The organism is Joostella sp. (assembly GCF_048266025.1).
Lineage (GTDB): Bacteria > Bacteroidota > Bacteroidia > Flavobacteriales > Flavobacteriaceae > Galbibacter > Galbibacter atrarenae.
In genome coordinates this window covers 21,476-39,478 of sequence record NZ_JBLXAF010000003.1, presented here as the reverse complement: position 1 = coordinate 39,478, position 18,003 = coordinate 21,476, and the positions used below count along the sequence as shown (strand labels likewise).

Genomic DNA, 18,003 nt, shown 5'->3' with positions numbered 1-18,003 from the left:
ACATTATTATGGATCTCAATTCACACAAACACTCCATAATAGAAAAAACTAACAAATGAAAGTATTAAAATTTGGCGGCACTTCGGTTGCTAATGCAGAGAATATAGAAAAAGTAAAAGATATAGTCGTCAATAGCTCAAAAGAGGAAAAAACTACCATTATAGTTTCTGCCTTTGGAGGTGTTACAGATATGCTTGTAAAAGCCTCTCTCCTCGCTTCTTCACTAGATGAAGATTACAAAAATGTATTAGAGGAAATAGAAGAAAGACATATTAAAACCGCCCAAGAACTTATCTCTATAAACAACCAAAGTAAAGTTATAAGCAATATAAAAAGAGAGCTAAATGTTCTTGAAACTTTACTAGAAGGTGCTTTTTTAATCGGAGAAATCACTCCAAAATTACTAGATAAAATTGTTGGCTACGGAGAACTTCTATCTTCATTTATTATCAACGAATATTTTGTAAAAGAAGGTTTAGAGAGTGTACATAAAGACAGTAGACTTCTTATAAAGACAGACGATTCTTTCGGGAAAGCTATCGTTGATTTTAAGACTACTAATGAGCTTTGCGAAAACTATTTTGGTACTGTTAGTTATCAGGTAATTGTAGTTCCTGGTTTTGTTGCTTCTTCTGCAAAAGGAGAATCTACAACATTAGGTCGTGGAGGTTCCGATTATACTGCAGCCATAATTGCTGCGGCTATAAATAGTGATGCCTTAGAAATATGGACAGACGTTAGCGGAATGTACACTGCCAATCCAAAACTTGTAAAACAAGCGTTTGCAATTCCACATATCTCGTATCAAGAAGCAATGGAACTGTCTCATTTTGGGGCTAAAGTTTTATATCCGCCAACAATACAACCTGTTTTATCAAAAGGAATTCCTATTCATATAAAAAACACCTTCGCTCCTAATGAAGAAGGAACACTAATCACAAAAAACAACAACGGAAAAGCTCGCGCTGTTAGAGGAATAAGTCATGTAGAAAGTATTTCCTTAATTTCTTTAGAAGGAAGTGGAATGGTAGGTATTCCTGGAATTTCAAAACGCTTTTTTGAAGTTCTTTCTGAAGCAAAAGTGAGTGTTGTTTTTATTACTCAAGCCTCTTCAGAGCATTCTATCTGTATTGGAGTTGCTTCTGCTGATGCTGAAAAAGCTAGAACTGCACTTAATAAAGGGTTTGAATATGAAATGACACTCAAAAAAATAAACCCTGTTATTGTTGAAGATGATTTAGCAATTGTAGCTTTAGTTGGAGACAATATGAAAAGTCACCAAGGACTTAGCGGGCGTATGTTTAGTGCATTAGGAAAGAATAATGTCAATATCCGTGCTATTGCTCAAGGTGCTTCTGAAAGAAATATCTCTGCTGTAATCAATAAAAACGATGTTAAAAAAGCTCTGAACACACTCCATGAGCAGTTTTTTGAAGATAACATAAAGCAACTCAACCTATTTGTAATGGGAGTTGGAAATGTAGGAGAGAAATTCCTAGCTCAGATAGAAAAGCAGCGCAAGTTCCTTAAGAAGCAATTAAAATTAAACATCCGTGTTGTCGCTCTTTCTAATTCTAGAAAAATGATCTTTAATGAAAACGGAATCGATCTTAAGAATTGGAAAACGCTTTTAGATGAAGGTGAAAAAACAGGATTAGAAGCATTTTATGATAAAGTAAAAGAGTTAAATCTTAGAAACAGTATTTTTGTTGATAATACTGCAAATGAAGTAGTTGCAAACACTTACGAGAACTATTTAAACGACAGTATTTCTGTTGTTACTTGTAACAAAATCGCTGCCTCTTCTCCGTATAAAAATTACATCCACCTAAAAGAGCTTTCAAGACAATACAACGCTCCATTCTTATTCGAAACGAATGTAGGTGCAGGGTTGCCTATTATAGATACCCTTAAAAATTTAATTGCCTCTGGTGATAAGATTACAAAAATACAAGCGGTACTTTCCGGAAGTTTAAATTTCGTCTTCAATAATTTTAACGACAAAACAGATTTCCATGAAGTTGTAAAAGAAGCTCAAGATGAAGGATACACAGAACCAGATCCTAAAATTGACTTAAGCGGAATTGATGTAATGCGTAAAATATTAATTCTTGCTCGTGAAAGCGGTCATGAAATAGATATTGAAGAGATAGAGAATGAAGCTTTTCTTCCTCAAGAGAGTTTAGACACAAATAGCGTAGAAGATTTCTACAAATCTCTTGTGAAAAATAAAGCTCATTTTGATAAAATCTATAATGATGCTGCTAGCAAAGACTGTAGACTTAAATATGTTGCACAATTTGAAGATGGAAAGGCTAAAGTAGGGCTGCAACACATTCCTAAAGACCACCCTTTCTATAACCTAGAAGGAAAAGATAATATTGTTCTTTTCTTTACAGAGAGATATACTGAGCAACCGTTAATTATAAAAGGTGCTGGTGCTGGTGCAGATGTAACAGCTTCAGGAATTTTTGCAGACATCATAAGAATTGGTAATTTTTAGACCATGAACGAGATAAAATTATTCTGTCCAGCAACAATAGCAAATATCTCTTGTGGATTTGATGTTCTAGGATTATGTTTAGATAATACTGGAGATGAAATGCTGGTTCGAAAAACAAAGAAAAAAGGTGTTCGAATCACTAAAATCATTGGTCAAGAGTTGCCGTTAGAAACAGAGAAGAATGTTGCGGGAGTAGCTGTATTAGCTATGCTTAAAGAAACGGAAACCGATTATGGTTTTGAGATAGAAATCACTAAAAAAATAAAACCCGGAAGTGGAATTGGCAGCAGTGCTGCTAGTTCTGCTGGGGCAGTATTTGGTGTAAATAAATTACTTGGAGAGCCTTTTTCTTTAAATGAATTGGTAAAATTCGCTATGAAAGGTGAAGAGCTAGCTAGCGGAGCTCCGCACGCAGACAATGTGGCTCCTGCCCTACTTGGCGGCTTCACTTTAGTAAAAGGCTACTATCCTTTAGAAGTTATAAAGCTACATTCACCAAAAGAGATCTATGCTACAGTTATTCATCCGCAAATAGAGGTGAAAACTGCTGATGCTCGCTCGGTAATTAAGCAAACTATTCCTCTTAAAAAAGCTATTATCCAATGGGGTAATCTAGCAGGATTGGTAAGTGCGCTCTATACCGAAGATTACGAATTGATAGGACGCTGCTTACACGATGAAATAGTAGAACCTATGAGGAGTCCGCTAATACCAGGCTTCCATAAAGTTAAAGAGGCAGCCATAACAGCAGGTGCACTTGGCGGCGGAATTTCAGGTTCAGGGCCGTCAATATTTGCTTTATCTAAAGGCAAAGAGACTGCAGAAAAAGCAGCAAAAGCAATGGCAGAAATTTATAAAGATTTTGGTGTAGATTATGATATTCATGTATCCAAAATCAATACTGAAGGAGTAAAAGTACTTTAAAAAATAGTTATAACGTTATGGAGTTACCTAGACATACATTAATTGAAAGCTTCGTAAAAACATAATAGCTTAACAGCATTAACAATCAAGAGAATGAAATATTATAGTCTTAACGACAACAAAAGCAACGCCAATACTAGCTTTGAAGAAGCAGTAGTAAGAGGTATTGCTCCAGATAGAGGTCTTTATTTTCCAAATGAAATAAAAGCATTAGATAAGGATTTTATAGAAAACATTGAAAACTATAGCAATGAAGAAATTGCATATAAGGTCATCAAGCAATTTGTAAACAACGAAATTCCAGAAGATATTCTAAAGGGAATTATCAAGGAAACATTATGTTTTGATTTTCCTACCGTAAAAGTAGAAGACGATGTTTATTCTTTAGAGCTTTTTCACGGTCCTACAATGGCATTTAAAGATGTTGGAGCTCGATTTATGGCGCGTTGCTTAGGATACTTTAACCGAGATAAGGCTGATGAAACAGTAACAGTATTAGTTGCCACTTCTGGAGATACAGGTGGTGCTGTAGCTAGTGGTTTTTTAGGCGTAAAAGGAGTTGAGGTTGTTATTCTTTATCCTAGCGGAAAAGTAAGTGATATTCAAGAGAAACAACTCACAACACTTGGTCAAAACATTACTGCTCTTGAAGTAGACGGTGTTTTTGATGATTGCCAAGAAATGGTGAAAACTGCGTTTTTAGACTCAGAACTCACCGAAGAAAACTTAACTTCTGCTAACTCCATAAACGTTGCTAGATGGCTACCACAGATGTTTTATTTCTTTTTTGCTTACAAACAGCTAAAGTCACAGAACAAAGAATTAGTTTTCTCTGTTCCAAGTGGTAATTTTGGAAATATTTGTGCTGGTATGATGGCTCATAAACTCGGGCTTCCGGTAAAACAATTTGTTGCCTCCACAAATATAAACGACACGGTTCCACAATATATGGCTACAAAACAATACTCTCCAAAGCCTTCAAAGCAGACAATTTCTAATGCTATGGACGTAGGAAACCCAAGTAATTTTATTCGTATTCAAACAATATTTAATAATGATTTTGAGGCGCTAAATGAGTTATTCTCATCTTTCAGCTATTCTGATGAGGAAACAAAGGAGGCAATGCTTTCCATATGCAATAACACTAAATATGTTGCAGATCCACATGGAGCAGTAGGCTATTTAGGTTTAAAAAAATACCAAGAAACACATCCAAATACATTAGGAGTTTTCTTAGAAACAGCACATCCTGTAAAATTCTTAGATGTTGTAGAGAGCACTTTAGGAGTTACAGTTCCTATTCCGGAGCAAATAAAAGCCGTAATGAACAATAAAAAAGAAAGTCTTTTAGTAAGCAATTATGAAGGTTTAAAATCCTATTTAAAGAGCAGATAACTTCTTTTTTTACATAAAACAAAAACTGCTGATAACATTTAAAAGCAGAATTACAGGGATAGAAATGAGTCGGAAATTGTGAATTTAAAAGCAAATTTTTGACTTATTTCTATCCTTTTTTTCGGTTGATTATGAAAAATAGAATGATGTGTTTTTATAATTTTAAATCAAGAAAGCGTGTTTATTTTTAGTCAGAAATCATCATTAAAAAAGTCTCATTTTTCAGAAATAAAAAAGCTTTTTTTTCAACCATAGAAAACTATAATTTTTAAGTTAATTTCAAAGAGAAAAACCTTGCATTTGTCCTCAAAAAAAGAACTGAAATTTAGCTTCAAAATAGCATCGTAAAATTAAAAATAAACGCTATTCTTACTTGCGTTATATTCCTTATAATTCAATTTCCGAACAAGAAATCATACTTTTTAGTAGTAATTATCAGTGATTTACAACTTAAAAAAACAAATTAAACCAAAAGCTTATATAAATAATCTTAAAATACTGATTAATAGACTTTAATGTAAATAAATTGACAAGATGTCATGCTTGTAAAATCTATCAAAAAGAAGATATTTCAACGTAAGGAAAAAAGTCAATTTCGGTCTTTATTATTTTTTCTCCCTTCTTCAATATCGGATAAATGCATTCCCTTTTCTTTATCATAAAAAGCACTCTTAGGACTGCCAATAATCTGCGAAGAATAAACACCAGAATGACCCGAAAATAAGTAAGCGGTACTACATGCTAAAGCTATAAAAACTCCAGCTTCAATTCCGAATAATTCTATCCCCATAACAGTACATGCAATTGGTGTATTTGTAGCTCCAGCAAAAACAGCAACAAATCCCATTCCTGCCAATAATCCCATCGGTAACGGAATGAACCAAATCAATACATTTCCTAAAGCGGCTCCGATATAAAATAAAGGTGTTACCTCCCCTCCTTTAAATCCAGCTCCCAAAGTAAATGAGGTAAACAATATCTTCAATAAAAAATCATAAGAGTTTAAATTCACATTAAAAGCATCCACAATAGTTGGGATTCCTAATCCGATATATTTTGTAGTTCCAATAGCATAAATCGAAACTGCTAAAATCGCACCTCCTATAAATGGTCTTAAAGGCGGAAACTTTACATGCTTTTTAAATAAGTTGCTCCAGAAGTGAGTAGATTTAGAAAACAACATCGCCACCAAACCAAATATAATTCCAGCTAAAAGCGTCCATAATAAATTAACAGGTGTCATTTCTGCAACAGTATCTATATGATAATGTGTGTGACTAACGTTCCAAACTTCACAAAAGTAATCTGCAAACACTGCCGCCATAAAACTAGGAACAATAGCACCCAAACGGATCCGCCCCAAAACGAGAACTTCTAATGCAAAGATCCCTCCCGCCAATGGAGTTCCAAAAACAGAAGCAAAACCAGCGCTAATACCAGCAATGAGAACAATCCTTCTATCGCTATCCGATAATTTAAAAAGCTTTGTAAATCTATCTGCAACGGCTCCACCAACTTGCACCGCTGTTCCCTCTCGACCAGCAGAACCTCCAAAAAGATGTGTTACAATCGTTCCAAATAACACTAAAGGAGCCATTCTAAAAGGAATTATTTTTTTTGGTGAATGGAACTCTTCAAGTAGTAAATTATTCCCTTTTACAACGCTATCGCCATAAAGGTAATACGAATAACCAATAATGAGTCCACCTATTGGCAGCAACCAAATAATCCATAAATGAGCCTCTCTCCAGTTTGTAGCCCAATCTAGGCTCAAAAGAAAGAAAGCAGAAATACTCCCTACTATGCTTCCTATGAGGAGACAAATAAAGATCCATTTAAAGAGATAAAGTAATGTTGGAATTTGCTCTAATGAGAGCAGGAATTGCTTGATTTTTTTATTATTCATTTTGACATATATAAATGATTCTACTGTAGCATAAGCCATTAAAAGTAGAAGTCATCAGCTCAAAACGGAGCGGTTAAAGGCAGACCTCATTGCCAAATGTGAAGCAAATATAGTAAAAAAGATAAATCTAGAATTGAGAATTCCAAAGTATACTAAATTTCTCTCACACAACTGTATTTTTAATCGCTCTTTTTCGTACTTTGGTAGCAAATAGTCTATATAAAACTTTTTAAATGACAATGACAAAAAATCGCTTAGAAGCGTTCAGCGATGGTGTTTTAGCTATTATTATTACAATAATGGTATTAGAATTAAAAGCACCCGAGGGAACTGATCTAAACTCTCTACTCTCTAAAACCCCTATATTTTTAAGTTATATAGCCAGTTTTATCTATGTAGGTATTTATTGGAATAATCACCACCACCTCTTTCAGATAACAGAAAAAGTAAACGGAAAAATCCTTTGGGCAAACCTACACCTCTTATTTTGGCTCTCGCTTATTCCGTTCACGACATCATGGATTGGAGAACATTACGATGCTATACTGCCAGTAATTGCATACGGAGCTGTTCTGCTCTTATCGGCAATAGCATATTATATATTACAAAATGAAATTTTGAAAGCACATGACGAGAATTTTGCTCTTAAAAAGGCTGTTGGGAAAGACGGAAAAGGGAAACTCTCCATTGTTTTTTACCTTATCGGAATAGCATTATCTTTTATCTCTCCATGGATTGCAATTGCTTGTTATATTCTCGTAGGAATCATGTGGCTTATTCCTGATAAAAGAATTGAAAAAAGTATATAATTACTTTAACCCTTTCAGCATTCTATAGTTTCCAAAAAGATCTTTTCTAAGCTCATTATCACGAAAATTATGTTTACCCATCAATTGAAGCATTTCTTCCCCCAGATATTGATTGATTTCAAAATACAGTTCACCGTTTTCTACCAAAAAATCTGATGCTAATGCTGCTATCTTATTATAAAAAATAAGGGCATTATCATCAGCAACAAATAAAGCAGTTTCAGGCTCATATTGTAAAACATTATTCTTGATTTCTACTTTTTCAAGATTCCGAACATACGGCGGATTAGAAATAATCACATCATACTTATCAACTTTTGGAAATATATCAGCCAAATTAGACGCTTTAAGAATATCAACTTCAGAAAAAGATACATTTACGTTATTATTTACAGCGTTTAATTTTGCCACTTCCAACGCTTCCTTAGAGATATCTACAGCATAAACATTAGCTTTAGAGACGTTTTTAGCAATAGCGATCGGAATACAACCAGATCCTGTCCCAATATCAAGAATATTAATCTCTTTATTTGTTTTTACATTTTCTAGCACCCACGAGACTAACTCTTCTGTTTCTGGGCGCGGAATTAGCGTATGTTTATTAACTGCAAACTCTAATCCGTAAAAATGAGCATTCCCAAGAATATACTGGATTGGCTTTTCTGCTTTTAAATCTATTAATGCAGCTTTAAAACTAGATACAGACTCTCCCGATACAACTGTTGTATATTCTTGCTGAATTTGATACGGCTTTAATTGTAAATATGATTCGCAAAGCCAATTAAAAAAAGTCGTAATCTCTGCTAAAGGATATAGGTCTTTTAACTCGCTTTGGTACAATTCTTTTATTTCCTTTAACTTCATTATTAACAGGTCTAATTATTAAGTATGTATATTAATTACAGTTACTCAAATTCATTACAAATCCAACTTTACAAATCCTTTAACATCCAAACAGGACAAGAATAATGCCCTGTATTTCCCATTGGAGCGTCTAAATAGCGAAATCCTGCCTTTTTATACAACTTCTGAGCATCCGTCATATATGGCATCGTTTCAATATAACACTGCTTATATCCAAACTTTTTAGCTGTTTCCAAACAGGTTTCCATCATCTTCATACCTAATCCCTTTCCGCGGGTAATCCCTAAAAAATACATCTTCTGAAGCTCACATACCGTTTCAGCCTCATTTGTTAAATGAGCAATTCCAGCACCTCCAACAACAACGCCATCCTCTTCTAACACAAAATAACTCGCTTTCTCTTTATTATAGGTTTCGTATAAATCTTCTAGAGCTACATCCTCATAGGCGGTGCCCACTTTTGGCGCCCCCATTTCTACAATCACTTCTCTAACAATTTCGGCCATCCTCTTATTATCAGTTGGCTTAATTTCTCTTATATTCATGAAATATTATGATGATTTAATAGTATTTTTGTTTTGATAATTTTGGGGATGAATATACACGAATTCTACATAAAAAGATGCATCAAACTAGCTAAAAATGGCTTAGGAAACACATACCCCAACCCGATGGTAGGTAGTGTTATTGTTGCTGACGGAAAAATAATAGGAGAAGGATACACCAGTCCAGCAGGACAAAATCATGCAGAAGTAAATGCTATCCAATCGGTTAAAGACACCTCTCTCTTGAAAAATGCTACAATATACGTTACTTTAGAGCCTTGCTCTCACTTCGGAAAAACACCTCCTTGCGCCGATTTAATTATCAAAAATAAAATTCCGAATGTCGTTATTGGAGCTTTGGACACAAATGAAAAAGTTTGCGGGCGTGGAATTCAGAAACTGATGGAGGCTGGCTGCAATGTAACGATTGGAATCCTTGAAGACGAATGCAGGGAAGCTAACAAAAGGTTTTTTACATTTCAAGAAAAGAAAAGGCCTTACATAATTTTAAAATGGGCCGAAAGTGCAGATGGTTTTATTAGTCCGCAGCAACTAGCTGAAAAGCGTGAACCAGTTTGGATTACAGGCAAAACTTCCAGACAATTAGTCCATAAATGGCGCGCTGAAGAGCACGCTATCTTAGTTGGCACCACCACTGTTATAAAAGATAACCCGAAGTTAAACACAAGAGACTGGAAAGGGAATTCACCTACACGATTTATAATCGACCGCAAATTAAAAACTCCTGAAGATTCTTTTGTTTTAGACGATACACAACACACTGTTTTTATTGTTGATAAAAATACAAACACCCCTTCTACGCTCTTTAAAAACACCTCTTTTGAAAAAATAGATTTTGAGGAAGATGTAACTAAGCAGATTATAAATGTGCTACACAAAAACAACATCCAAAGTATTATTATTGAAGGAGGTTCTAAAACACTTCAATCGTTTATAAATGTAGATTTATGGGACGAAGCTCGCGTTTTTAAAGGTAAAGTAATCTTTAATAAAGGCACCGAAGCTCCTGACATTAATGTTTCTAAACTTTTTTCAGAAGAAAAAATTGCTAGCGATATTTTGAAAATATATAAAAATACTGAAGATGAAAAAGAATAAAGAGGAGCAAAATACTATAAAGAATATCGTATTCGATTTTGGAGATATTTTTGTCGATCTAGACAAACCTGCTTCCATGAGGTTGATTTTAGAAAAGCAGCCCGATTTTATACTCACTGAAGAGATTATAAAAATAAATAACGATTATGAAAAGGGATTAATTACCACAGAAGCATTTACAAATTCTTACCAAAAGCTTATTCCAAATATAGACAGTAATACGCTTCAAGAAATATGGAATGCCATAATTCTAAAAATTCCACCACACCGATTGGATTTTATAGAAGATTTATCAAGCAAAAAAAAGTATCGTTTATTGTTACTTAGCAACACCAATGAGCTACATATTCAGCAGGTAATTAAAAATAATAGTTTAGAAAACTACAATCGATTTAAAAAGTGCTTTGACAAGTTTTATCTTTCCCATGAAATAAACTTAAGAAAACCAAACAGAAATATCTTTGAGTTTGTTTTGAATGACAACAATATTATTGCTGAAGAAACGCTTTTTATTGATGATACTTTAGAACATATTGAAACCGCAAAACAACTTGGTTTCCATACATGGAATTTGATTCCGGGGAAAGAAGATATTACAGAATTATTAAAAAAAGAGTTTCCTTTTCCGCAGTAATAAATGCTAGTAACTATTATATAGACTATCAACAATTACTATGTTTGCAACAATCTAAGAAGTCAGAAATATTTTGGAAGACATATATAAAACAATAGCAGCGCCCACCAATGAAGTACTCTTTAAAGACAAAGGGAGTAAATTTTTTGGTTATGGATTTCCTATTGAAAGCGAAGAAGATATTAAAGAAGCATTAGAGGAGATCAAAACTAAACACAGCAGCGCCCGCCACCACTGTTATGCATGGCAAATTGGAATTGACCAAGATAAATTGCAATACAGAGCTAATGATGATGGAGAACCCTCAAATACAGCGGGAATGCCTATTTACGGACAAATTCAATCGTATGATGTTACTGATGTACTGATTATTGTTGTTCGCTATTTTGGAGGCGTTAAACTTGGTGTTGGCGGACTCATTAACGCATACAGAACTACTGTTCAATTGTGTTTAGACGAAGCTTCCATTGTTGAAAAAACAATCGATACTCATTTTTTAATTTCCTTTGAATACAAACACATGAATAATGTTATGCGTATTATAAAAGAAAAGAACTTATCGATAGAAAGTCAAAAAATGGAACTCTCTTGTGAAATTACCGTAAGCATTAGAAAAAGTAAATCCGAAGAAATCGAAAAAGCATTTGAGCAGTATTACGAAGTAGAATTATCAATATTGTAGTATTTATTATAATTTATTGAGAATATAATCAGGGCATCGCATAGGCCTAAAAGTTTCACTATTTATGAAAGCCAAAGTTGTATTCGCTTCAGCTATTATATCGCCCTTTTCATCGAAAATTGTGTAATCAAATTCTATCCTTACGGTAGGCGTCTTTTTGAGCCTCGCTTCAATTGTTAATAAGTCGTCGTACCTCGCTGATTTCTTATAATTTATCTGCAAAGACACTACTGGAAGCATCACGCCGTTGTCTTCCATCCAACGATAAGACACTCCTAAATCACGTAGCCACTCAACTCTCGCAATTTCAAGATATTGAGCATAATTTCCATGATAAACCACTCCCATTTTGTCTGTTTCACTATATCGAACTCTTATGTTAATTTTATTTGTTTTCTCCATTAAAAAATGTATTTTACGTGTGTTATTAAATTATGAACAAAATGTTACCAAGCATGCGAAAAAAAAACAATAAATTCAACCTCCATTCATTTTTTTTTTCAATTTTTTGTTCACATATTTGCTTAATCTTAAATGATAGTTGATTTCTAAAATTCTATTCACTATCAAACCTGACTAACGAAAAAAATTATATCAAAGAATGAACGTAACTGCGGAATCCGTATGGGAAAATTGTCTACACTTTATAAAGGACAACATACAACCTCAAGCATATAAAACTTGGTTTGAACCCATAAAGTCTGTAAAGTTAACGGATAATGCTTTGAGTATTCAGGTTCCTAGCAAATTTTTTTATGAGTGGTTGGAAGAACACTATGTTAAACTTCTAAAAGTTGCCTTAACTAAAGAGTTAGGTGAAAATGCTAAGTTGGTATATGTAATAAGAATGGAGAATACCTATGGCAACAAACAACCATTTACAGAAAGCATTCCTAGTTCGAATAGAGCTACTATGCAGCCTCAAGAATTAGACGTACCAGTTAAACATAAGAATCCAGAATTAAAAAATCCTTTTGTAATTCCTGGAATCCGTAATATTAAAATCGAATCTCAACTAAACCCTAATTACAGCTTTGATAATTTCCTAGAAGGAGACTCTAACAGATTGGCGCGTTCTGCTGGTTTAGCAGTAGCGAATAAACCTGGAGGAACTTCTTTTAATCCATTACTTGTGTTTGGTGGTGTTGGTTTAGGTAAGACGCATTTAGCACATGCTATTGGTGTTGAGATTAAAGATAAATATCCTGAAAAAACAGTTCTTTATATTTCAGCTGAAAAATTTACACAGCAATATATTGAATCCGTTAAGAAGAATACAAGAAATGATTTTATCCATTTCTATCAACTTATAGATGTTCTTATTATTGATGATGTTCAGTTTTTCTCTGGAAAATCTGGAACTCAAGATGTATTTTTCCATATATTCAACCATTTACACCAAAATGGGAAACAAGTAATTCTAACTTCTGATAAAGCTCCTGTAGACATGCAGGATATCGAACAACGCTTACTTTCTCGTTTTAAATGGGGATTATCTGCGGAATTGCAGAATCCTGATTTTGAAACACGAATTTCTATACTTAAAAATAGACTTTATCGTGATGGTGTTGAGATGCCAGACGAGATTATAGAATGTGTTGCAAGAAACATAAAAAGTAATGTTCGTGAGTTAGAAGGTGCCATTATATCTTTAATTGCTCAGTCTTCTTTCAATAAAAAGGAAGTTACTATTGAACTTGCAAATCAGATTGTAGAGAAATTTGTTAAGAATACAAAACGTGAAGTTTCTATCGATTACATTCAGAAAGTAATTTCAGATTATTTCCAAATGGATGTAGAAACACTTCAGTCTAAAACTAGAAAACGTCATATTGTTCAAGCTAGACAACTAGCTATGTTCTTTGCTAAAAAATACACTAAAGCATCTTTAGCGAGTATTGGTTCTCAAATAGGAAAGAGAGACCATGCAACGGTATTACACGCCTGTAAAACTGTTGATAACTTAGCAGAAACTGATAAACAATTTAGAAAGTACATTGACGATCTCAGTAAAAAATTCGCACAATAATGCAGGTTAAAGTTCTTATGGTTTGCTTAGGAAATATATGCAGGTCTCCACTTGCAGAAGGAATCCTAAAAGCAAAAGTAAACCCTAAAGATGTATTTGTAGATTCAGCAGGAACTTCAAATTACCATATTGGCGACAAACCAGATCCTAGATCTATCCAAATCGCTAATAAGTACAATATTGATATTACAGATCAGCGTGGCCGACAATTTACTGCAAAAGACTTTGATAACTTCGATTTAATTTTCGCTATGGATAATAGCAATTATAAAAACATTATCCAGCAAGCAAGAAATGAAAACGATAAACAAAAAGTACACCTTATTTTAAATAAATTAACTCCAGGTGAAAATCTTGATGTTCCAGATCCATATTATGGCGGAGCAATGGGCTTTGAAAACGTATACAAAATGCTCGATCAGGCTACAGATGTTATCGTAAAAGAAATCTCTAATTTATAGTTTCTTCGTATCTTAGCGCCATAAAATTCATACATGGCTACAGATAACAACACTGGAAAGTTATATTTAATCCCAACAACACTTGGTGAAGTAGAACCACTTGAAGTACTCCCTCTTTCTATAAAAAGAGCGATTGAAAATCTTGATTTTTATATTGTGGAGAACGAAAAGACCGTTCGTCGGTTTATTAAACGAATTAGCCCTAAAAAATCACAGCCCAGTTTAAAAATTCAAGTACTTAATAAATATACATTACCAGAGGAAATTCCTACTTTCATCACTCCGTGTTTAAACGGCCATGATGTAGGTATTATTTCTGAAGCTGGCTGTCCTGGTGTGGCAGATCCTGGAGCTGATGTTGTTGCTATAGCGCATGAAAAAGGCATTAAAGTAGTTCCTCTTGTTGGCCCCTCCTCTATTCTACTAGCTCTTATGGCAAGCGGAATGAATGGACAGAGTTTTGCTTTTAATGGTTACCTACCAATCGATAAAGCGGATAAAAAGAAAGAGTTGAAAAATCTCGAAAAGAGATCTAAGGAACTAGATCAATCGCAGATATTTATGGAAACTCCATACAGAAACGACAAACTGCTGGCAGACATCACTGCAATGCTTTCTCCTAACACATTACTTTGCGTAGCATGTGACATCACATTACCTACAGAAACCATTAAAACGCAAAGCATAGCGCAATGGAAAGGAGCAAAAATAGATTTACACAAAAGACCTACTATTTTTATTCTGCACGCTCAATAAAAATATACTAGAGTTATAAAATACAAAAAGCCTCAAAACACAATCGTTTTGAGGCTTTCTTATAACATTATAAAACTACTAAATCTTAGCAGCTTTATTAGCTTTCACATGAGATACATCGTATCCAGAGAACTTACGCATATAATAACGGATAGAAGCTCCATTTGCATCTGCAAACCCGGAAGCTCCATGCGTACGTAAGTAGCGTTTTACATTACCAGGACCTGCCAAATGAGCGGCAGCTAAAACCCCTGATTCTGTAACTTTAACACCGTTAAATACTCTTCCTACATACCACTCCAAATCTCTTCTTAAAACCCATTTGTTTCTTTCAAGATTAGCTATAAAAGCACGTTCTTGCAATTCTGGGTCGTTAAGGAAATCTGCACTAGAATGTATTCCTATCGTCTTTAGAGTAGAATTACCAAATTGGTATTTCCCCATATATCCTAACGGATTTACAGTAAAATAATCCCCTCGAGACTCTTTAAAAGCTAATGCTTCTTTGAAACCATTAAAAGACTTTCCTAAAAAAGGAGTTCTAATAACTTCTTCCACTTCCACATCTTCTTCTAAAGGAACAGAATAAGCTAAAGGCTCTGTTACGCTATTAAAATTAAGAACATTTTCTTCGGTTTTTTTTGTAGCAGTAAAACCTAAACTTGCAACGATTACGAAAATCAAAACTCCTACTAAAACATATAATTTTAATACTTGTTTTTTCATACTTATCTATTTCTTTAAGCTTTACATCAAATGAATGATTACTTAAAATTTAGCGTGCAAATATACGACTTTTTTAATAACCACAAAATCAAATAGTTAAAGTAATCTTAAAGTGTAAATTAACGTTTTATAGCCTGAGAATTAAGCCATCTTACGTACTCTTGCTTGTTTCTATTGTGCTGAGATAAGGTTTTAGCAAACTTATGATATCCAAAATCCTTCACGTTCGCAACAAAATAGAAGTAGTCATTTTTTTCATAATTTAACACTGCATCGATTGCAGAAATATCTGGCATCGCAATCGGACCTGGAGGCAAGCCTACATATTTATAAGTATTATATGGAGAGTCTAATTCCAAATCTTTATACAATACTCTTTTAATTACTTTATCGAAATCTCCAGCATGTTTCTTAACAGCATAGATAACTGTAGGATCTGCTTGTAATAACATCCCTTTATTAAGTCTATTCATATAAACTCCCGCTACTCTTGGGCGTTCATCTACCATAGCTGTTTCTTTATGTACAATAGAAGCAAGCGTTATCACTTCCAACGGAGTTAAACCAATCGCTTCAGCTCTTTTCATGCGTGTTTCATTCCAAAAGCGCTTATACTCCTTCAGCATACGATCTCTAAAGCCTTCTCCTGAAGTATTCCAAAATAACTCATAACTATTAGGAATATACATAGCAAGCGCTGTATCTTCATTAAAATTAGCTTCCTTCAGAAAGGCTTGATCATTAAAACTATTCAGTAATGAAACACTATCTGCTTCAATCTGCATAGCAATACGCCCTGCAAGCTTACCCAATGTTTCTTGATTATTAAAAGAAATATCTACTGGTAAATTTCTGCTTCTTAAAGAATTAATAATCTCATTATTATTCATTCCTTTCTTTATGGCATATTTACCAGGCTTAATATTATTTACATATCCTTTACGCTCAGCAATTCTTGTAAAAGTAGTCATGTCTTCCAACAATGGCTCTAATTGATCTTGGACATCATTAAAAGTGCCATCTGACTCTACATAAACATATGCTTCTTCATTCTGAAAAGTTGTATTTGGAGAGAATACTGCATTATAGACATAATACATAAAACCAAAACCTACAACAGCGCCCATAAGAGCTATAATTACTAAAATCTTTCTTATATACATTATTTATTGATCTTTTGATAAAGGATTTCGTCATGGAATTCTCCAGAAGTATAATTCCAATCTTTTTTAACTCCGACTCTTTCAAAACCTAAATTCGAAAAAAGATGAATACTAGGTTTATTATTTTCTGATATGTTAGCGTACAACTGATGCAAGTCTAAATGCTTAAAGGCATAATCAATAAGTAAAGACAATGCCTCGCGACCTACGCCTCTATTACGATTTCCTTCCTCTAAGACAACTATACCTACGCCAGCTCTTTTATTTTTAGGATTAAAATCGAATAAATCGATCAAACCCAAGATGTTATTATTATAATCTGAAATTACTAATCGCAATTGTTTTACCTCAAAAATGTCTCTGTGGCTATTTGCTAAATATTCTTTAAGGATATACTTAGAATAAGGAGTAAGCGTTTCACTAACTTCCCATATTTTTTCATCATTTTCTAAGGCATATAGAAAATCTAAATCCTCAGCTTCTAACGCTCTTAAGTAAATAGTATTTCCAGATAGTGTTATCATTATATTTTTATTAATCCTGAAAATACTTGTGTAGCAGGTCCTACTAAATGAATGTTTTTATAACCCACACCATTTTTTTCAAAAGATACATTTAGAGTTCCTCCAGGTGTAGTTAATGCAACTTTGTTTTCTTTTGTTTGCCCATTTGCATGCATTGCTAAAGCCACAGCAGTAACACCAGTTCCACAAGAAAGTGTTTCATCTTCTACTCCCCTTTCATAGGTTCTAACAGCAAAAGCTGCATCACCTTCTTTAGACACAAAGTTAATGTTACTTCCTGTGCTACCGTATTTCCCATAACGTAATTTTGCTCCGTTACTTTTCACATCTAAAGCAGCAAGATTCTCCACCAATTGTACATGATGAGGCGAACCTGTATTTAAAAAAGTATAACCTTCAAAAGTAGCTATCTCTGCAACATCTTGCATTGCTAAACTTACAGTTCCATCTTTAATGCTAGCACTGTGTAATCCATCAACTGCTATAAAAGTACACTCTTCTTTTACCACATTTAAAAAATTAGCAAAGGCTACTAAACACCTTCCTCCATTTCCACACATGGAACTCTCATTCCCATCAGCGTTATAATAAACCATCTTAAAATCGGTAGCATCATCATCTTCTAAGAGAATAAGACCATCTGCACCAACACCAAATTTTCTATCACATAAAAAATTTACGAGTTTAGTATCATTCTTAGGAAAAATTCCTTGGCGATTATCAACCATAACGAAATCGTTCCCAGTACCTTGGTATTTATAAAAGTTAAGTTCCATCTGTTTTTTTGATTCAGTAAATTATAATTATAAATTTTATGTTAAAAATTAACATGCTTATAACTAATCCGCAAATATACAATAATAGAAGCGTTTAATCCATTGTTAAAGTGCGTTAAAGTTGATAAAAAACAGTTGATTATAAAGTAATTTTAAATGTTAATTAAAATAAATAAGTTTAAAAGTT

18 protein-coding genes and 1 riboswitch are annotated in these 18,003 nt (G+C 33.8%); of the genes, 10 read left to right on the top strand and 8 right to left on the bottom strand.

The window, feature by feature from the left end; all coding sequences use genetic code 11:
- Positions 1 to 55 precede the first annotated feature (55 nt).
- The 3 genes from thrA to thrC all read left to right on the top strand — a co-directional run bounded on the left by thrA (position 56) and on the right by thrC (position 4,822).
- A complete protein-coding gene (gene thrA / locus ACN0TY_RS07880; RefSeq protein WP_417444032.1) occupies positions 56 to 2,503 on the top strand; it encodes a bifunctional aspartate kinase/homoserine dehydrogenase I in 2,448 nt (815 codons plus the stop codon).
- Positions 2,504 to 2,506: 3 nt separating this feature from the next.
- Complete coding sequence (locus tag ACN0TY_RS07875) at positions 2,507 to 3,427, top strand: homoserine kinase (RefSeq protein ID WP_417444031.1); 921 nt, start codon at positions 2,507 to 2,509, stop codon at positions 3,425 to 3,427.
- 93 nt (positions 3,428 to 3,520) lie between these two features.
- Positions 3,521 to 4,822: a threonine synthase gene (thrC, locus tag ACN0TY_RS07870; protein WP_417444030.1), complete on the top strand. Its 1,302-nt coding sequence runs from the start codon at positions 3,521 to 3,523 to the stop codon at positions 4,820 to 4,822.
- Positions 4,823 to 5,411: 589 nt separating this feature from the next.
- On the opposite strand, the gene ACN0TY_RS07865 is transcribed toward thrC, so the two are convergent.
- The gene (locus tag ACN0TY_RS07865) at positions 5,412 to 6,728 is read right to left on the bottom strand and encodes a voltage-gated chloride channel family protein (protein WP_417444029.1); all 1,317 of its coding nucleotides are present in this window, start codon (positions 6,726 to 6,728) and stop codon (positions 5,412 to 5,414) included.
- 38 nt (positions 6,729 to 6,766) lie between these two features.
- Positions 6,767 to 6,831, bottom strand: a riboswitch (Fluoride riboswitch).
- Positions 6,832 to 6,967: 136 nt separating this feature from the next.
- Between ACN0TY_RS07865 and ACN0TY_RS07860 the strand changes: the two genes are divergently transcribed.
- A complete protein-coding gene (locus ACN0TY_RS07860) occupies positions 6,968 to 7,537 on the top strand; it encodes a TMEM175 family protein (RefSeq protein ID WP_417444189.1) in 570 nt (189 codons plus the stop codon).
- Here the strand turns inward: ACN0TY_RS07860 and prmC are convergent, their stop codons facing one another.
- Complete coding sequence (prmC, locus tag ACN0TY_RS07855; protein ID WP_417444028.1) at positions 7,538 to 8,401, bottom strand: peptide chain release factor N(5)-glutamine methyltransferase; 864 nt, start codon at positions 8,399 to 8,401, stop codon at positions 7,538 to 7,540.
- A gap of 68 nt (positions 8,402 to 8,469) precedes the next feature.
- Positions 8,470 to 8,946 (bottom strand): GNAT family N-acetyltransferase, encoded by a 477-nt coding sequence (locus tag ACN0TY_RS07850; RefSeq protein ID WP_417444027.1) that lies wholly within the window; start codon positions 8,944 to 8,946, stop codon positions 8,470 to 8,472.
- Positions 8,947 to 8,994: 48 nt separating this feature from the next.
- On the opposite strand from ACN0TY_RS07850, the gene ribD reads away from it, so the two are divergent.
- From ribD to ACN0TY_RS07835, 3 genes are all read left to right on the top strand, one after another.
- Complete coding sequence (gene ribD / locus ACN0TY_RS07845; protein WP_417444026.1) at positions 8,995 to 10,065, top strand: bifunctional diaminohydroxyphosphoribosylaminopyrimidine deaminase/5-amino-6-(5-phosphoribosylamino)uracil reductase RibD; 1,071 nt, start codon at positions 8,995 to 8,997, stop codon at positions 10,063 to 10,065.
- Positions 10,052 to 10,699 (top strand): HAD family hydrolase, encoded by a 648-nt coding sequence (locus tag ACN0TY_RS07840; protein ID WP_417444025.1) that lies wholly within the window; start codon positions 10,052 to 10,054, stop codon positions 10,697 to 10,699. The genes ribD and ACN0TY_RS07840 overlap by 14 nt, the downstream gene beginning before the upstream one ends.
- Positions 10,700 to 10,772: 73 nt before the next feature.
- Positions 10,773 to 11,381, top strand: a complete 609-nt coding sequence (locus ACN0TY_RS07835; protein WP_417444024.1) for an IMPACT family protein — start codon at positions 10,773 to 10,775, stop codon at positions 11,379 to 11,381.
- 6 nt (positions 11,382 to 11,387) lie between these two features.
- Here ACN0TY_RS07835 and ACN0TY_RS07830 read toward each other — a convergent pair whose 3' ends face one another.
- Positions 11,388 to 11,783 carry an acyl-CoA thioesterase gene (locus ACN0TY_RS07830; protein ID WP_236959728.1) on the bottom strand — a complete coding sequence of 132 codons (396 nt, stop codon included), beginning with the start codon at positions 11,781 to 11,783 and terminating at the stop codon, positions 11,388 to 11,390.
- Positions 11,784 to 11,982: 199 nt separating this feature from the next.
- On the opposite strand from ACN0TY_RS07830, the gene dnaA reads away from it, so the two are divergent.
- From dnaA to ACN0TY_RS07815, 3 genes are read left to right on the top strand one after another with little or no spacing between them, the layout of a single operon-like run.
- Positions 11,983 to 13,410, top strand: a complete 1,428-nt coding sequence (gene dnaA, locus ACN0TY_RS07825) for a chromosomal replication initiator protein DnaA (protein WP_236959729.1) — start codon at positions 11,983 to 11,985, stop codon at positions 13,408 to 13,410.
- Positions 13,410 to 13,871: a low molecular weight protein-tyrosine-phosphatase gene (locus ACN0TY_RS07820; protein WP_417444023.1), complete on the top strand. Its 462-nt coding sequence runs from the start codon at positions 13,410 to 13,412 to the stop codon at positions 13,869 to 13,871. Before dnaA ends, ACN0TY_RS07820 begins: the two co-directional genes overlap by 1 nt.
- Positions 13,872 to 13,904: 33 nt before the next feature.
- Positions 13,905 to 14,627 carry an SAM-dependent methyltransferase gene (locus ACN0TY_RS07815; protein ID WP_236959731.1) on the top strand — a complete coding sequence of 241 codons (723 nt, stop codon included), beginning with the start codon at positions 13,905 to 13,907 and terminating at the stop codon, positions 14,625 to 14,627.
- A gap of 78 nt (positions 14,628 to 14,705) precedes the next feature.
- Here the strand turns inward: ACN0TY_RS07815 and ACN0TY_RS07810 are convergent, their stop codons facing one another.
- The 4 genes from ACN0TY_RS07810 to dapF all read right to left on the bottom strand — a co-directional run bounded on the left by ACN0TY_RS07810 (position 14,706) and on the right by dapF (position 17,816).
- The gene (locus ACN0TY_RS07810) at positions 14,706 to 15,353 is read right to left on the bottom strand and encodes a peptidoglycan-binding protein LysM (protein WP_236959732.1); all 648 of its coding nucleotides are present in this window, start codon (positions 15,351 to 15,353) and stop codon (positions 14,706 to 14,708) included.
- A 119-nt stretch (positions 15,354 to 15,472) separates the two neighbouring features.
- Positions 15,473 to 16,516 carry an endolytic transglycosylase MltG gene (gene mltG, locus ACN0TY_RS07805; RefSeq protein ID WP_236959733.1) on the bottom strand — a complete coding sequence of 348 codons (1,044 nt, stop codon included), beginning with the start codon at positions 16,514 to 16,516 and terminating at the stop codon, positions 15,473 to 15,475.
- Complete coding sequence (locus tag ACN0TY_RS07800; RefSeq protein WP_236959734.1) at positions 16,516 to 17,040, bottom strand: GNAT family N-acetyltransferase; 525 nt, start codon at positions 17,038 to 17,040, stop codon at positions 16,516 to 16,518. The genes mltG and ACN0TY_RS07800 overlap by 1 nt, the downstream gene beginning before the upstream one ends.
- Positions 17,040 to 17,816, bottom strand: coding sequence for a diaminopimelate epimerase (gene dapF / locus ACN0TY_RS07795; protein WP_417444022.1), 777 nt, complete (start codon positions 17,814 to 17,816; stop codon positions 17,040 to 17,042). The genes ACN0TY_RS07800 and dapF overlap by 1 nt, the downstream gene beginning before the upstream one ends.
- Positions 17,817 to 18,003: the final 187 nt, after the last annotated feature.

Excerpts from the sequence above, each read along its gene's own strand:
- ACN0TY_RS07830 (WP_236959728.1), bottom strand. The coding sequence starts at position 11,783 with ATGGAGAAAACAAATAAAATTAACATAAGAGTTCGATATAGTGAAACA.
- ACN0TY_RS07810 (WP_236959732.1), bottom strand. The coding sequence starts at position 15,353 with ATGAAAAAACAAGTATTAAAATTATATGTTTTAGTAGGAGTTTTGATT.
- prmC (WP_417444028.1), bottom strand. The coding sequence starts at position 8,401 with ATGAAGTTAAAGGAAATAAAAGAATTGTACCAAAGCGAGTTAAAAGAC.
- ACN0TY_RS07875 (WP_417444031.1), top strand. The coding sequence starts at position 2,507 with ATGAACGAGATAAAATTATTCTGTCCAGCAACAATAGCAAATATCTCT.
- ACN0TY_RS07850 (WP_417444027.1), bottom strand. The coding sequence starts at position 8,946 with ATGAATATAAGAGAAATTAAGCCAACTGATAATAAGAGGATGGCCGAA.
- dnaA (WP_236959729.1), top strand. The coding sequence starts at position 11,983 with ATGAACGTAACTGCGGAATCCGTATGGGAAAATTGTCTACACTTTATA.
- ribD (WP_417444026.1), top strand. The coding sequence starts at position 8,995 with ATGAATATACACGAATTCTACATAAAAAGATGCATCAAACTAGCTAAA.
- ACN0TY_RS07820 (WP_417444023.1), top strand. The coding sequence starts at position 13,410 with ATGCAGGTTAAAGTTCTTATGGTTTGCTTAGGAAATATATGCAGGTCT.
- dapF (WP_417444022.1), bottom strand. The coding sequence starts at position 17,816 with ATGGAACTTAACTTTTATAAATACCAAGGTACTGGGAACGATTTCGTT.
- ACN0TY_RS07860 (WP_417444189.1), top strand. The coding sequence starts at position 6,968 with ATGACAAAAAATCGCTTAGAAGCGTTCAGCGATGGTGTTTTAGCTATT.
- ACN0TY_RS07815 (WP_236959731.1), top strand. The coding sequence starts at position 13,905 with ATGGCTACAGATAACAACACTGGAAAGTTATATTTAATCCCAACAACA.
- ACN0TY_RS07800 (WP_236959734.1), bottom strand. The coding sequence starts at position 17,040 with ATGATAACACTATCTGGAAATACTATTTACTTAAGAGCGTTAGAAGCT.
- mltG (WP_236959733.1), bottom strand. The coding sequence starts at position 16,516 with ATGTATATAAGAAAGATTTTAGTAATTATAGCTCTTATGGGCGCTGTT.
- thrA (WP_417444032.1), top strand. The coding sequence starts at position 56 with ATGAAAGTATTAAAATTTGGCGGCACTTCGGTTGCTAATGCAGAGAAT.
- thrC (WP_417444030.1), top strand. The coding sequence starts at position 3,521 with ATGAAATATTATAGTCTTAACGACAACAAAAGCAACGCCAATACTAGC.
- ACN0TY_RS07840 (WP_417444025.1), top strand. The coding sequence starts at position 10,052 with ATGAAAAAGAATAAAGAGGAGCAAAATACTATAAAGAATATCGTATTC.
- ACN0TY_RS07865 (WP_417444029.1), bottom strand. The coding sequence starts at position 6,728 with ATGAATAATAAAAAAATCAAGCAATTCCTGCTCTCATTAGAGCAAATT.